The sequence below is a fragment of the Butyrivibrio sp. AE3003 genome, assembly GCF_000686065.1.
GTDB lineage: Bacteria > Bacillota > Clostridia > Lachnospirales > Lachnospiraceae > Butyrivibrio > Butyrivibrio hungatei_A.
On record NZ_JMLX01000001.1, the window covers coordinates 1,759,500 to 1,772,956 of the forward strand.

The 13,457-nt window shown below is 40.2% G+C and carries 14 protein-coding genes; 2 read left to right on the forward strand and 12 right to left on the reverse strand.

The window, feature by feature from the left end; genetic code table 11:
• Positions 1-247: 247 nt before the first annotated feature.
• From rhuM to CD00_RS0108445, 6 genes are all read right to left on the reverse strand, one after another.
• A complete protein-coding gene (gene rhuM, locus CD00_RS0108420; RefSeq protein ID WP_026655578.1) occupies positions 248-1,180 on the reverse strand; it encodes a RhuM family protein in 933 nt (310 codons plus the stop codon).
• Positions 1,167-1,379 (reverse strand): helix-turn-helix domain-containing protein, encoded by a 213-nt coding sequence (locus CD00_RS0108425; RefSeq protein WP_022761299.1) that lies wholly within the window; start codon positions 1,377-1,379, stop codon positions 1,167-1,169. The genes rhuM and CD00_RS0108425 overlap by 14 nt, the downstream gene beginning before the upstream one ends.
• Positions 1,380-1,525: 146 nt before the next feature.
• The gene (locus CD00_RS0108430) at positions 1,526-2,278 is read right to left on the reverse strand and encodes a GNAT family N-acetyltransferase (RefSeq protein ID WP_026655579.1); all 753 of its coding nucleotides are present in this window, start codon (positions 2,276-2,278) and stop codon (positions 1,526-1,528) included.
• A gap of 2 nt (positions 2,279-2,280) precedes the next feature.
• Entirely contained in the window at positions 2,281-2,916 is a 636-nt protein-coding gene (locus CD00_RS0108435) for a GyrI-like domain-containing protein (RefSeq protein WP_026655580.1), read from the reverse strand.
• A gap of 4 nt (positions 2,917-2,920) precedes the next feature.
• Complete coding sequence (locus tag CD00_RS0108440; RefSeq protein ID WP_330370381.1) at positions 2,921-3,346, reverse strand: VOC family protein; 426 nt, start codon at positions 3,344-3,346, stop codon at positions 2,921-2,923.
• A complete protein-coding gene (locus CD00_RS0108445) occupies positions 3,346-4,257 on the reverse strand; it encodes a helix-turn-helix transcriptional regulator (RefSeq protein ID WP_026655583.1) in 912 nt (303 codons plus the stop codon). The genes CD00_RS0108440 and CD00_RS0108445 overlap by 1 nt, the downstream gene beginning before the upstream one ends.
• A 289-nt stretch (positions 4,258-4,546) precedes the next feature.
• Between CD00_RS0108445 and CD00_RS0108450 the strand changes: the two genes are divergently transcribed.
• Positions 4,547-5,866, forward strand: a complete 1,320-nt coding sequence (locus CD00_RS0108450) for an IS4 family transposase (RefSeq protein ID WP_026655584.1) — start codon at positions 4,547-4,549, stop codon at positions 5,864-5,866.
• Positions 5,867-6,113: 247 nt separating this feature from the next.
• Here the strand turns inward: CD00_RS0108450 and ltrA are convergent, their stop codons facing one another.
• The 6 genes from ltrA to CD00_RS0108485 all read right to left on the reverse strand — a co-directional run bounded on the left by ltrA (position 6,114) and on the right by CD00_RS0108485 (position 12,180).
• The gene (gene ltrA, locus CD00_RS0108455) at positions 6,114-7,508 is read right to left on the reverse strand and encodes a group II intron reverse transcriptase/maturase (RefSeq protein WP_026654303.1); all 1,395 of its coding nucleotides are present in this window, start codon (positions 7,506-7,508) and stop codon (positions 6,114-6,116) included.
• A gap of 562 nt (positions 7,509-8,070) precedes the next feature.
• Positions 8,071-9,483, reverse strand: a complete 1,413-nt coding sequence (locus CD00_RS17750; RefSeq protein ID WP_155833780.1) for an IS1182 family transposase — start codon at positions 9,481-9,483, stop codon at positions 8,071-8,073.
• 308 nt (positions 9,484-9,791) lie between these two features.
• Entirely contained in the window at positions 9,792-10,409 is a 618-nt protein-coding gene (locus CD00_RS19270) for a cyclophilin-like fold protein (protein ID WP_185750417.1), read from the reverse strand.
• A complete protein-coding gene (locus CD00_RS0108475; protein WP_026655585.1) occupies positions 10,384-10,926 on the reverse strand; it encodes a flavodoxin family protein in 543 nt (180 codons plus the stop codon). Before CD00_RS0108475 ends, CD00_RS19270 begins: the two co-directional genes overlap by 26 nt.
• A 12-nt stretch (positions 10,927-10,938) precedes the next feature.
• Positions 10,939-11,940, reverse strand: a complete 1,002-nt coding sequence (locus CD00_RS0108480) for an alpha/beta hydrolase (protein ID WP_026655586.1) — start codon at positions 11,938-11,940, stop codon at positions 10,939-10,941.
• Between the two features lie 15 nt (positions 11,941-11,955).
• A complete protein-coding gene (locus tag CD00_RS0108485) occupies positions 11,956-12,180 on the reverse strand; it encodes a hypothetical protein (protein WP_026655588.1) in 225 nt (74 codons plus the stop codon).
• 146 nt (positions 12,181-12,326) lie between these two features.
• On the opposite strand from CD00_RS0108485, the gene CD00_RS0108490 reads away from it, so the two are divergent.
• On the forward strand, positions 12,327-13,202 hold the full coding sequence (locus tag CD00_RS0108490; protein ID WP_026655589.1) for a LysR family transcriptional regulator: 876 nt from the start codon (positions 12,327-12,329) through the stop codon (positions 13,200-13,202).
• Positions 13,203-13,457 lie beyond the last annotated feature (255 nt).

Here is a 13,457-nt window from a genome sequence, read left to right on the forward strand (position 1 = left end):
TCAAATAACTATATGGACAATAATATTAAATCTATGAGTAATTATATCTATAGTAAAAGCAGCATACAATCCGTAATCCGAATCATACGCTGCCAAATATACTCCTACTAAAGAAATCTCTTAGATTCCATATCGATTCATGTTCAAATGTAATCAAAGATTTGCTGTTTACCTGCTGCGTACGGTAGACAGCTCAGGGCTACTGTATGCGGCTGGTGGCAGCTTTAATTATAATTCTTCAGATCCGTTATATCCTCAATAAATTCATCACCATTGCTGTCATAATATCTTTTTCATCAGGATTAGATTCAGCAATCATGAGTGTTATAGCTACAAGTGCGCCATCACTTATTATCTTCTGCCCATCTCTAAAAAGTGCATTGTTTCTGTTCAAGAACTCCAAGAACAATGATGCTGCGATTCTCTTACAGCCATCCTCAAAAGGATGGTCTTTTATCATGAAATAAAGAAGATTGGCCGCCTTTTCCTCGAGCGAAGGATACACTTCCCCTCCAAAGACATCCTGATAGACTGCTGCCAGAATGCCTTCAACCTTACCAACCTCTTTTTCTACACCAAATACATCTGATTTGAATGTATCCTCCATATGATCAACCATCTCTCTACAATCACTATAGGTGATTCTGTATATTGGACTTGAGCCTTCAGGCTTCTCAAGAGACTGGTGATCATATTGATCCAAAAGTATAAGCGCCTGCGTGTATAGATTTACAGCCTTGAGCACATCCTGTTGTTCAATATCAAGCGTACCTGCAATCATCTTAGTTTGTATTTCAACGGTTTTCTGAAGTGCCTGTAGCCTGCGTTCATTTATTGCATAGCCATTTAAAGTATACTGTTTAAGCACCAAACTTGCCCATCGTCTGAAAGCTATACCTCTTTTTGAATTAACTCGATATCCAACAGAAAGTATCATATCAAGATTGTAAATCTTAGGTTTTCTTCCTCCGGAACTTTTATCGGAAAAACCGATAGAAGTCTCATCCAGCTCCCCCGTATCGATAATATTATTTATATGCTCACTAAGAGTGGCTTGCTTAACACCAAATAATTCACCCATTTGTTTCTGTGTTAGCCAAACTGTTTCTTGCTCAGGACATATCTGCACCTCTATCTCTGTATTCCCGTCTGTAAATAAAACAATTTCATTCTTTGCCATTAAATTCCCCTCTATCCTTCATTATTTTCTCATATTCAAGCTGATAAGCGATCAGCCTCGGAATATACTCCGGAGGAGTCCTGCGCCCTGCTTCCCAATCCTCTAAAGTACGAACCGGTATACCAGTGTGAATCGAAAACTCTTTTCTTGTTTCTCCCGTGCTCTCTCTTAATTGCTTAATTTTCTCTGCTATATCCATAATTGCACCTCCACGCAATGCGATAAGTCTATAATAGCATATCACTCTCTATATCGCAATGCGTGCTTATATGACTACATTAAATTCATATAGATGCAATAAAAAGGAAGTTCATGTAAAACTGAACTCCCTAAGTCATGATAATATCAAAGATTTGCATTGACCAGTTTTAAAAACTTCTTATCATTCATTTGCTCATTAGTTACATAATCCCCATCACAGAACAGTGCATATGTGGTAATTGGTGTTGGAGCATTCTGAGCCTGATCTCTGGTCTCTATTCTGATCGCTCTAAACGGTATTCCATTGTTCTTAGCAGTCTCTTCCAAAATAGGCACATACTTGGCATTAAATGGGCACTGATTCGTGTAATAAAGCACGTATCCTTTTTCATCGATACGAGGATGCTTTGCACATTCCTTGAAGCATGGTGTTTCAACACTTTTTTCAAAGGACAGATACCACAGCTGGATTCCATTATCGGCTTCATCACAAACTTGAAAGCCTTTGAATGCTAGAAACTTTGGATCAGAAAGGAATGGCTTTTTTTTAGCAGCAGATAATATGCAAATTCCCTTCTTCCCCTTTTTCTTACTGTCCTTTATGCACTCATTAAGAAGATCACTTGAATATCCATGTCCCTTTAAAGAACCTGAAACCCACAGACAATCGATATACATATATTCCGGTGCATTTATCGGATTCCACGCATACTCTGCCGGGATATATTCAATAAAGCATTTACCGCGTTCGACACTCTTTAAGAAAACAAGCCCTTCATCAAATCTGTCAGCAAGCCAGGCTTTCTTGGATGAAACCTGTATATCTTTATTGTTTGATATAGCACAACAAATGTGTTCTTCTTCAAGATTATCCTTGGATACTCTTATATACTCCATCTTCAACTCTCCTTTCTAATAGGATGTCTGATAACCGTCTTAAGCTTCTCTGGCACCACTTTCCTTGCATCGCTAAGGTAAATCTCATGGTGCAATCTTTTTTCTGTGATATCTAAAACATATCCCTGCTCTTCTGCAAACTTATGCATCAATTCCACTGTTGCAGGCTCGTTATCATAGGCACCAACATGCATACACTGGACACAAAGTCCCTCATCGTAAGAAAAGAATTCCACCTTGGAAAAATCTTCCTTTTTCTTGACTGTAGCTTCTGCAATAGCCCAATCAAAATCTTCCTTTGTCGCAAAATCCGGCAAGCGTATTACAGATATCCAGTTAAAATCAGTTTTACGAGCATAATCTATTCCCTCTACTCCGTTCTGCCACCAAAAGCCTTCTAATGGAGGTACTACATAATCAAAATAGCCCTCGATTTGATGACTGCTTTTTTTACTCATCTTGATAGTGAATGCGATCGCATATAAAAGACCTATAGCCTGCTTATACCCTCCGCCCTCTTCGTTGGGATCGCCAACACCTCTCACGGCAATATAGTTCATCTTCGGAACCGTCACTATGGAAGGCGTATCATTAGGCATGTAGAATTCTTTGTACTCCTTCTTGTAATCGAATGCCATGTCTTTATTCCTCCGAAATATCTTTTGACTCGTAAGGCTTATTCCATGAACCAATCTCAATCAGGTTGCCTTCAGGATCTGCTATATAACAGGTTCTCTGCCCCCAGGGTTCTAGTTCAGGTGCAAGGACTGATGTTGCACCGTTTTGTACAGCCTTATTATAAGCTTCATCCACATCTTTAAATGTATCAACATAAAGCGCTATTTCGAAATGTCCGTTGAGACCTTTTATGTACTCATACCTGCGTCTTGTCATCTTCTCAAAGTCGTTCCTGCCGTATAACAGAAAAAGGGTCCCATCCTTCACCAGATACACATTGGATGTATCCTCTGTCTCTTTTATTTCAAACCCCAGCACATCCCTGTAGAAGCGTACCATTTTGCCCATATCCTCAACAAACAATCCAAAACCATCAAGTCTCATTTTCATTAGTCCTCCTTGTAAATCGTCGCCATTTTCTGTACCATCTTTGAAATCTGCCTCCTGGCTTCTACCGGCTCAAGCACTTCTGCTTTATTTCCAAAGGTCATTATCCATGTGATCAAATTATCTGAGTCCGTGTAATCCGCAGTAAACATAAGTCTACCATCCTCTGTTTCCGTAAAACAGTTTGGTCCGAATTCCTCCACCAGGCGCCACTTTACATCCTTTGAAAACAGCGCTTTTACCTTGATTCCACCAGGAAATATCTTTTCTGTAGACAGATCAGGTAATGGAGCGTTTCTGCAGACAAAACCTTTATCCGTTTCAACCACTTTAACCATGCGGTTTAATTTAAATAGACGATAATCTTTGCGCTTTTGACACCATCCATAGACATACCAGCTGCTCCACTTAAACACTACATAATATGGCTCAATAGTTCGTTTTCCTTCTCCCGCCTGAGCATAATAGTGGAAGGTCAAAAGATGCCTGTTTTCTATCGCATCCTGAATAGTAGATATCTTTGGAGCCAGCGATGTCTTGTACCAAGAAGACAGGTCGATAAGGACAGAATCCCTACCGCTGATAAACTCCGAAGAACCTGCCTGGAGCTTCTCCATAAGCTGCCCATAATATCCGCTTCCACTAACACTATCAAGGCTTCGTAGTCCCGCCAGGATCATCTGCATGTCACGGGATGTCAAAAGAGTCCTATCCATCTTATAGCCATCCATGATGCTTATACCGCCTCCAACTCCCTGGGTCGTTTTGATTGGTATTCCTGCCTGACAAAGAGTCTCAATATCTCTGTTTATTGTTCTTCTAGACACCTCGAAATGCTCAGCCAGCTCCGGAGCTGTCATCACCTCTTTTTGCAAAAGAATTGATAGTATGCCGATCAGTCTGTCTATCTTCATTTGATCACCTTCTATGATTATCATACAAGCACAAACATGTCATCTATATGTCATGTTTATATTCTACACTATTTTAGACAATAAAAAACCCACAACCAGATGGTCAATGTCATTAAGTTAAGATGACAGCCCAAAAGATCTCTATGTCAGAAATGACATAGGGGTCTTTTTTTCTTAAAAGGTATTGACAGATTATCGTAAATGTGTGGCCGCTTTCGCTACTGATGTTTTAAAGGTAGCGAAAGCGGCCCTTGTAATTAAGGAAAACTTGATTGCAAGGAGGTCACATATGAAACCAAAACACATTAAAAAGCTTTTATTATCTGAAATCACTACCACTACTCAAAACATGTTGGATTATGTTGTTAATTCCAAAGTAGATTTCACTAGGAATCGTAAGCTTCCATTCGAAAAAATAGTCAGAGCTATCATCGAGATGGAAAGCAAGAGTATAACCAATGAGATGATTGATATCTTCCATGATGTCAGTTCATTGCCATCTGCCTCGGCTTTTGTTCAGCAAAGACAAAAGATTAAGCCCGAATTTTTTAGAGACATCTTTAAAGGGTTTACAAATAAACTACAAAATCATTCGCATTCTGATTTAACTATTCTTGCAGTTGATGGTTCTGATATTCAAATTCCAACTAATTCTGAAGATAAAAAATCTTATTATCCCAGTGTTAATGGACAAAAGCCCTACAATTTGTTGCATTTAAATGCACTCTATAATCTAGAAAATCATTTATATACTGATGTAGTACTTCAAGGAAAGCATGATGCAAATGAGCACTCTGCATTGCAAGAGATGGTAGATAGATCGCCTATTCCCAAAGCATTAGTAATTGCTGATAGAGGATACGAATCTTATCACAGTATGGCACATATCCAAGAAAAAGGTTGGTATTATCTCATAAGGATTAAGGATGGTACACGAGGAATTAAGAATGGATTAGACCTACCTGATGAAGAAGAATTTGATGTAAATATTGATTTAAAACTTACGCGTAAACAAACAAAGGAAATGAAGGAATTATTTTTGAAGGACAAGAATCACTACAAATTGATTGCACATTCACATCCGTTTGATTATCTCCCAACAAAGCTAAGGAAAAAGGATTCAGTAGCCTTTTATGAGCTTAAATTTAGAATCGTACGATTCAAGATTACTGAAGACACATATGAAACCGTAATTACTAACTTGGACGCTAAGGAATATACGCCAACAAATTTAAAAAAGTTATATGCAGCCAGATGGGGGATAGAAACTTCATTTAGAGATTTAAAATATACTATTGGAATGCTAGATTTTCATTCAAAAAAGGTGATGTGTATTCAGCAAGAAATATACGCACATCTGATAATGTATAACTTTGCGGAAATGATTACCTCGCACGTAATCATTGAAAAAAAGCAAAGAAAATATACATACAAAGCGAACTTTACCGTTGCTGCTCATGTCTGCAGACTATTCTTGCGTGAAAAAACGACATCACCTAATTTAGAAACTATAATAGCTAGAAATATAATTCCAGTTAGACCTAATAGGCATCGTAAACGAATACTGACAGGAAAAGTATTTCATAGTTTCTTATATAGAGTAGCATAAATAATCAAAATAAAACATGATTAGTAGGTGGATTTTAGATCCGCCTGTTTGTTATGCCTAAAAAGGAAGAAACGGGAATGAAGGTTATCATCTTCATTCCCGTTTCTCTCATCCAAAGCATTATCCCAATGTTAACTTAATGACATTGACCAGATGGTTGTGGGTTTCAGACTGTAATCGAGTAGGAGGGAGTGATTGGCTCCCGTCCTCTCACAGCACCGTACGTACCGTTCGGTATACGGCGCTTTCAATAGTTGACGTGCACAGACTGATAGGCTGTGGCTAAATCATAAAAGCCACTGTTTATCAGTCTTTCTTTTGATAAGGCACGGTTAACCGCACCCATACCAGACACAAACCAATAGCCTCTACGGCTGTTGGCTGTGATATGTGCATAGTATTCGGGTATCCCCAGTTTAATAAGATTCCTCTTCTTTGTCTTGGGAAGTTTCCACTGTTTCCATATGCACATGCGTATTCTGTGATAGAGCCACTTATTAATGTCATCTATGTTGTTCTTCATGCTGGCTATTCCATAGTAGTTAAGCCATCCTCTAGCATACACCTTGATTTTCTCTAGGCTTGGCTTGATGGACTGTACAGACTTACGGGAAGATATGTCTTTCAGCTTGGACTTAAACTTCTTCCATGACTTTGGATGGACTCTGACATAAATGCCACTTCCGTTCCTTCCCAATGCAAAGCCAAGGAATTTAAAATTTCGGATTGCAAACACACTTACAGTACGGCTTTTCTCTCTGTTTACTGTTAACTTCAGTTTCTCTTCGAGGTATTTTGTACTGCTTTCCAATAGCCTCTCTGATGCCCTTTTGCTTCTTGCAAGAAGAACTATGTCATCTGCGTATCTTATGCAAGGTACGCCCCTTTTCAGAAACTCTTGGTCAAACTCATTGAGGTAGATATTCGCAAGAAGCGGAGATAGATTTCCACCTTGCGGTGAACCTTCCTCTGTATCAATGACCACTCCGTTTTCCATTACCCCACTTTTCAGATAACGCTTTATTAGTTGAACTACACGTTCATCCTTCACATTCTTTCTGAGGAGAGTGATGAGGATTTCATGATTCAAGGTGTCGAAATACTTTGATAAGTCCAAGACTACTGCAAAAGTGTACCCTTGTTCTGCGTATTCCTTTACCTTCTGTATAGCATCCTTTGCGCTTCTGTTTGGACGATAGCCGTAGCTTCCATCCGCGAACAATGGTTCATAGATTGGCACTAACTGTTGGGTTATTGCCTGTTGGAGTGTTCGGTCTATTACGGTGGGTATGCCAAGCTTGCGCACACCACCATCTGGTTTTGGAATCTCAACTCGCCTGACAGGCGATGGGGTATACTTGCCGCGGTATATGCGGTCAGTTAACTCCTGTTGATGTTCCTTAAGGTACGGAAGTGCCTCTTCGATAGTCATTCCGTCAATACCTGGCGCTCCCTTGTTTGCCTTAACTCTTTTATACGCTCTGTTAAAGTTATCCTTATACAGTATTGCTTCCAAGAGCTTCGGCTGTGCACTGTCTCTTTCTTTCCATATCCGATTGAATGACCTAAGCGCTTTCGCATACCCTTTGTGTTCCGCACTATCTCTTTGCGAACAGCCATTATTATCTATGTTTTCTGCCATTAACGGTCATTCCTCCTTTCTCGGTCATACTTAAGACTCCTACTGATTCGGTCCTTCGGTTAGCATGTCCATGTTTCCATGTCCATATCCCTACTATGACCTCTGCTGACTTCTGCATGTTCAGCACCGCCTCGTTTCCTTGTACGGTGGTTACTCCTTTCAGAGCATTTCACGCAGACCTCCCTAGGTACCACACGTTTCTTCCTCTCCATCCATCTGTCTCATTTATTACACATGATTCCGTGTAGTTATCGGGCTTCAACTTGTGTCGCAGTCTTACCCTCATGCGTAACCTCATATGAGATTTCTGTTCGTCAGACCAGAGATTTGCCCGTGGGTTAGTATGTTCCCCACATCCAGCTTCCTTTAGATTCCGCCTCGCGACGGACACCCTTGCTTTCGGCTATATCCTTCCCACTACCGGGCGGATTCGGGACTTTAACCCGTTAGAAACGTGCGCCGCTAGACGCACGACAAAGTGGTCTTGAGAGCATAGCTCTCAAGGCCATTTTGTCTTCCTAAGCCGGATTTTCATAATAAAAATGGTCAGAAACAGCCCTTATCAGGCCATTTCTAACCGCCATTCATTCTTGATTCTTGCAAGCTTTTTTAGATTCATACACGCAAAGGTAAGCGCGACCTTCATTTCCATCCGCGCCTTTCCATACATCTGTGTATATCTAAATCCATGATTCTCTTTGGCTGTCCCAAAGATTCTCTCTATTGTCTCCTTCCTGTGAGAATAGAGATCTTTCATCCCCTCGGTGTATCTTATGTCATCACATTCATCCATGTAATCTTCCCAGATATGACGGGTTACCAGTTTTACATGATTCTTGCTAAGTGTACATTGTTCAAGGTAAGGACAGTTTTCGCAGACCTTTCCGCAACTCTTGTATTCTCTGTATCCATCGCGATTTGTGGTCGAATACTCCAGCACCTGATCGTTTGGACATATATAGCAGTCATTGTATTCATCATAAGCAAACTCAGATTTTCTGAAGAATCCTTTCTTCGTCATTGGCCTCTTGTAGGGAAGAAGAGGTTTGATGCCATCATCTATGAGTAGTTTTGCTATAGCTGGAGTTTTGTATCCTGCATCTGCAACGATTGTTTCCACGCCGATATCCCTGATCTTATCGTAAAGTCCTTTGAATGTACGGCTGTCATGCTCATTGCCTGGGTTGACAGTGAAATCTAAAATCCATCCGTTCTTGTCACAGGCTGTTTCAATTCCATACGCGAATACATTCTTATGTTCACCTTTCCTGAACCATCCACTTTCAGGATCGGTAGTGCTGCACCTTACTTTCTTGGTATCTTTAGGAACGTCGTCTGTGAAATCACTGAAATCATCATGTCCACCAGCACCTTTATCGTCATCATCATCCTTATCTTTAAGTGGCTTTTTGCCATGCTCAGCTCGGTCTTCGTTTATTTCCTTTTTGAGCATTTCTTCGTAGAACAATGCTTCCTGCTTTGCAAGTTTATGCTGCATCTTTCTGTTGTTTGCTCTCGCCTTTACATGAGTAGCATCTACAAATACAGCAGTAGGGTCTACCAGCTTGAAGCGATAGCAGTCTTCAAGAATGCGCTGGAATATCTGCTCAAAAAGGTCTGTATCCTTAAAGCGTCTTGTATAGTTCTTTCCAAAAGTTGAAAAGTGTGGGACAGGCTCGTTAAGCTCTAAGCCCAGGAACCATCTGTATGCAACGTTGACTTCTATTTCCTTGATAGTTTGTCGCATGCTGCGAATTCCGTATAGATACTGAATGAAAGGGATTTTAATGAGTGTGACAGGATCCATGCTGGGCCTGCCCATATCTGATGAATACTTATCTTCAACAAGGTCATATATGAATGACCAGTCAATTGCTTTATCAATAAGCCTGAGCATGTGATCCTGAGGTACCAGATCATCCATGCTCACAAACTGCATTTGTTCACGCTTTCTTTCGGTATTAGAAGTCATCATAAAGGCAATCCTCATCCCCAACTTTGATACTTCTATTATACCAGAAAAAGTACCTCAAGCCCAGATAAATACTGGGCTCGAGGCACTTTTATAAAGAAAAATCCACGGCAGATGCCGTGGACTTTGTCTACAGTCTGAAACTGCAGATATTCTCATCTCTTTGAGAACTTTTTCAATGTACTTAGTGCTGTGTTTGTGGCATTTCTAGGACGAGTTGCTGTTTATCTGCTGCGTACGGTAGAAAGCTCAGGGCTACTGTATAAGGCTAGTGACATTTTTTCAATCATATCGCCTCACTTCTCATAAGCTTATTCAGTAATACTTATTGTTACGTTAACGTCCCCGGAACCAAGCCTTTTTTTCATTTCTTCCGCAGATGTATTATCAATATGCCCGAGCTTTGTATAAGCCCAGCTATTTGAACCGTAAAACACTACCAGCTGATTACCTGAATACAAAACAATGTCCCCTGCACTTGTAGTCATCTGCTTATCATTCCTTGGAATAGACTGACCAATAGAGCCAACCTGCTCAAAGTCGCCATACATAGACATATCAATGACGATAGGTTTATCTTCAGCCAGATTCTTCAGAGCTTCTACTGATTCATTTTCTTCCCAGATTACCTGTATCTCTTCATCATTTATAAAAAGCTTAAGCATGTTTTCCGTCGACCTTTCATCATTAGTAATTACGTCTTCCTCATCCTTTAAGTGATCTTCCGTTGCCGTATTACTGTTCGTTTTAGCATCAGCTTTAACCTGTGATTGTATTGTTTCTACATAATTGTCTTGAACAAAATCAACCTTCGAGTGAACATGTGCATTCTCATTATATCCACATCCAGTAAAGAGATTTACAGTCATCACACATAATGCTGTAAGCGTTTTACCTGTATTTTTACAAAAGAGATTTTCCAAACTCATAAGCCTCCCGCTTTTCCTCTTCTTTGCCTTCTGCTTCACCCATGTCATTTATTCCGCCACAGAACAGTGAACCTTTAAATGAAGCTTTCTCAAAACACTCTACCCAACCATTCAGACCACTGACAGCTTCCTCAGGAACAAATGTCTCATCTTCAGCAGCAGTCGAAAGCATATAGACATTACGAAATCTATAGTCAGAAGGATAAAGCGGATTAAGTCTGTCAAGGAGAGTCTTCATCTGTCCGCTCATCTCGTAATAGTAGATAGGGGTCGCAAATACAAGCGTATCTGCATTCTTTACTTTTTTCGCAATCTCTACAGCATCATCATTTATCACGCACATCTGCGTCTTTTGGCATGCAAGACATCCTTTGCAGAATCCAACTGTTTTGTCCTTGAGGCTGATGACTTCCACATCATGTCCCGCAGCTTTTGCTCCATCAGATACTTTATCTGCCAGAATATCAGAATTGCTCTTTGCTCTAAGACTTGTCTTTATTATCAAAACCTTACTCATTGTCATCTTTCCTTATTTAAGATATTCATTAAAGAAGCTCTCAAGTTTGTCAAACGGAATATAATCCTTATCTCCTCCATCATACAAATCTGTATGAACTGCATCTGGAATGATCATCAGTTCTTTATTATCAGCATATTTGCTGTCCTTTATCATGTCGGCATAAGCGTCTTTACTGAAGTAGCATGAATGGGCCTTCCCGCCATGTACAAGAAGCACTGCACTTCTGATTTCATTACTGTATTTAAGGATTGGCTGATTCACGAAGGATTCACAGCCTATCACATTCCATCCATCATTGGAATTAAGGGAACGGGCATGATATCCACGATCAGTTTTGTAGTAATCAAAATAGTCTTTTACAAAGAAAGGTGCATCTGCAGGTAGAGGATCTACAACACCTCCCGCACGCTTATATTCTCCATTCTTTAAATCTTCAAGACGCTGAGCGCACATAGCCTTCTTCGCTTCATATCTCTTGTCTTCACTGTCATCGGCATCAAAGTAACCTTTTGCATTAACTCTTGTCATGTCATACATGGTCATTGCAGCTGTAGCTTTGATTCTTGTGTCAAGAGCAGCTGTATTGATAGCCATTCCGCCCCATCCGCAGATTCCTATGATTCCTATTCTTTCCGGATCTACCTTTTCATTAAGTGAAAGAAAATCAACTGCAGCCATAAAATCCTCTGTATTGATATCAGGTGATGACATATATCTTACATTGCCGCCGGACTCTCCTGTAAAAGAGGGATCGAAGGCTATTGTAAGAAATCCTCTTTCTGCCATAGTCTGGGCATATAATCCTGAACACTGCTCCTTAACAGCTCCGAAAGGTCCTGATACTGCAATAGCCGGAAGCTTGCCATCTATATCCTTTGGTATATACATATCTGCCGCAAGAGTTATCCCATAGCGATTTGCAAATACCACCTTGCAGTGTTCTACCTTCTCACTCTTTGGAAAGGTCTTATCCCACTCTGTTACTAAATTAAGTTCTTCTGTTCTGATCATCATTTAATACCTCCGTCATCTCTGCTTCATTTCGTTTTCGATTTTTCTTAGCATGAAATCCATACAGTCAACTTTTCTTCCGCATTTGTGATACTCGTCCATGGCACGGCATCTTTCTTTTTTCAGAAGCCTTACCATTTCATCAATACTGCCTGACTCAAATCTTTCCAGAATAGTGTCTGTTGCCTCATTACAACATCCCGCATCTGAAAGGCTTTGCTTTAGATATTCTTTATCCATGAGTATTCCTCATTTCCATGTAACTATTTCACTTACAATTCTATTGTATGAGCTTGTAAGATTTTTTGCTAATAGTTATAATAAATATCATATTATTCCATTTCGGCATATCATTTAGCAATGATCAGTACAGGAAAGGAAGCACCATGGAAATCAGGACTTTAAGATATTTTTTAGCTGTAGCAAGAGAAGAAAACATGAGCAGAGCCGCTGAGATACTGCATGTGACTCAGCCAACTTTATCCAAACAATTAAAATCATTGGAAGAAGAATTGGGTAAGAAGCTATTTACAAGGCACAGTTTCAGTATAAAGCTGACAGAAGAAGGAATTCTTCTCAGAAACCGCGCAGAAGATCTTGTGAGCATGGCTGATAAAATCGAGCAGGAATTTGTTTCACTTGATGACATAAGCGGAGGCGATCTTTACCTGGGACTTGCAGAATCTTATCAGCTAAGATTCCTTGCAAGAGCAATCAAGACCTTTAAAGAAAGCTATCCCAATCTCCACTATCACATCACAAGTGGTGATACAGAGCAACTATCTGAAAAAATAGAAAAAGGACTTCTTGATTTTGTTGTTCTGGTTGAGCAGCCGGACATCAGAAAGTATGAATATATAGAATTTCCACAGGCTGATACCTGGGGACTTATCATTCCTGAAAATGACCCTCTGGCAAAAAAGAAATCCATTCGTTTGGATGACCTGATAGGATTACCTCTTTTCTGCTCAAATCAGGCTTGGAACGGGGATATAAAGAAATGGGCCGGGAGCAGATTTTCTGAACTTCAGCTTGAAGGATCTTTTCGTCTTTCCTACAACGGTTCTATTTTCACAATGGAAGGTCTTGGGTATCTTCTCACCTATGATCATCTTATTAATACATCAAAAGACAACGGCCTTGTATTCAGACCGCTGTCTCCTAAGCTTGAAAACAAAATATATTTCGCATGGAATCGCTATCAGACATTTACACCTATAGCAGAAAGATTTTTATCGCACCTGAAAGTTCTAGTGTTATAATCCATCGTTTTGGTCCACTAACCCCGTCCCCCAGGTCCACTTTCGCGATGCCATTCGCAGACACTTCGTGTCTTGCTCATGTCGCGCTGTCGCGCTATATATACGCCATGCCGACAGACTCGGAATGCTTCGCATCCCTCGTTGTCGCGGCATTCGCCGTATGCTTGCAAAAAAAGACATCTCAGCCTGAATGCAAGCATTCATCTGGGATGTCTTTTTTACAAGCGCATGGCTCATTGCTACGCGCATTATCTC

What these genes read in the sequence shown, in the direction of transcription:
- CD00_RS0108475 (WP_026655585.1), bottom strand. Translation starts at nt 10,926, where the DNA reads ATGAGTAAGGTTTTGATAATAAAGACAAGTCTTAGAGCAAAGAGCAAT.
- rhuM (WP_026655578.1), bottom strand. Translation starts at nt 1,180, where the DNA reads ATGGCAAAGAATGAAATTGTTTTATTTACAGACGGGAATACAGAGATA.
- ltrA (WP_026654303.1), bottom strand. Translation starts at nt 7,508, where the DNA reads ATGGCAGAAAACATAGATAATAATGGCTGTTCGCAAAGAGATAGTGCG.
- CD00_RS0108485 (WP_026655588.1), bottom strand. Translation starts at nt 12,180, where the DNA reads ATGGATAAAGAATATCTAAAGCAAAGCCTTTCAGATGCGGGATGTTGT.
- CD00_RS0108445 (WP_026655583.1), bottom strand. Translation starts at nt 4,257, where the DNA reads ATGAAGATAGACAGACTGATCGGCATACTATCAATTCTTTTGCAAAAA.
- CD00_RS0108480 (WP_026655586.1), bottom strand. Translation starts at nt 11,940, where the DNA reads ATGATCAGAACAGAAGAACTTAATTTAGTAACAGAGTGGGATAAGACC.
- CD00_RS0108440 (WP_330370381.1), bottom strand. Translation starts at nt 3,346, where the DNA reads ATGAAAATGAGACTTGATGGTTTTGGATTGTTTGTTGAGGATATGGGC.
- CD00_RS17750 (WP_155833780.1), bottom strand. Translation starts at nt 9,483, where the DNA reads ATGATGACTTCTAATACCGAAAGAAAGCGTGAACAAATGCAGTTTGTG.
- CD00_RS19270 (WP_185750417.1), bottom strand. Translation starts at nt 10,409, where the DNA reads ATGAGTTTGGAAAATCTCTTTTGTAAAAATACAGGTAAAACGCTTACA.
- CD00_RS0108490 (WP_026655589.1), top strand. Translation starts at nt 12,327, where the DNA reads ATGGAAATCAGGACTTTAAGATATTTTTTAGCTGTAGCAAGAGAAGAA.
- CD00_RS0108425 (WP_022761299.1), bottom strand. Translation starts at nt 1,379, where the DNA reads ATGGATATAGCAGAGAAAATTAAGCAATTAAGAGAGAGCACGGGAGAA.
- CD00_RS0108430 (WP_026655579.1), bottom strand. Translation starts at nt 2,278, where the DNA reads ATGGAGTATATAAGAGTATCCAAGGATAATCTTGAAGAAGAACACATT.
- CD00_RS0108435 (WP_026655580.1), bottom strand. Translation starts at nt 2,916, where the DNA reads ATGGCATTCGATTACAAGAAGGAGTACAAAGAATTCTACATGCCTAAT.
- CD00_RS0108450 (WP_026655584.1), top strand. Translation starts at nt 4,547, where the DNA reads ATGAAACCAAAACACATTAAAAAGCTTTTATTATCTGAAATCACTACC.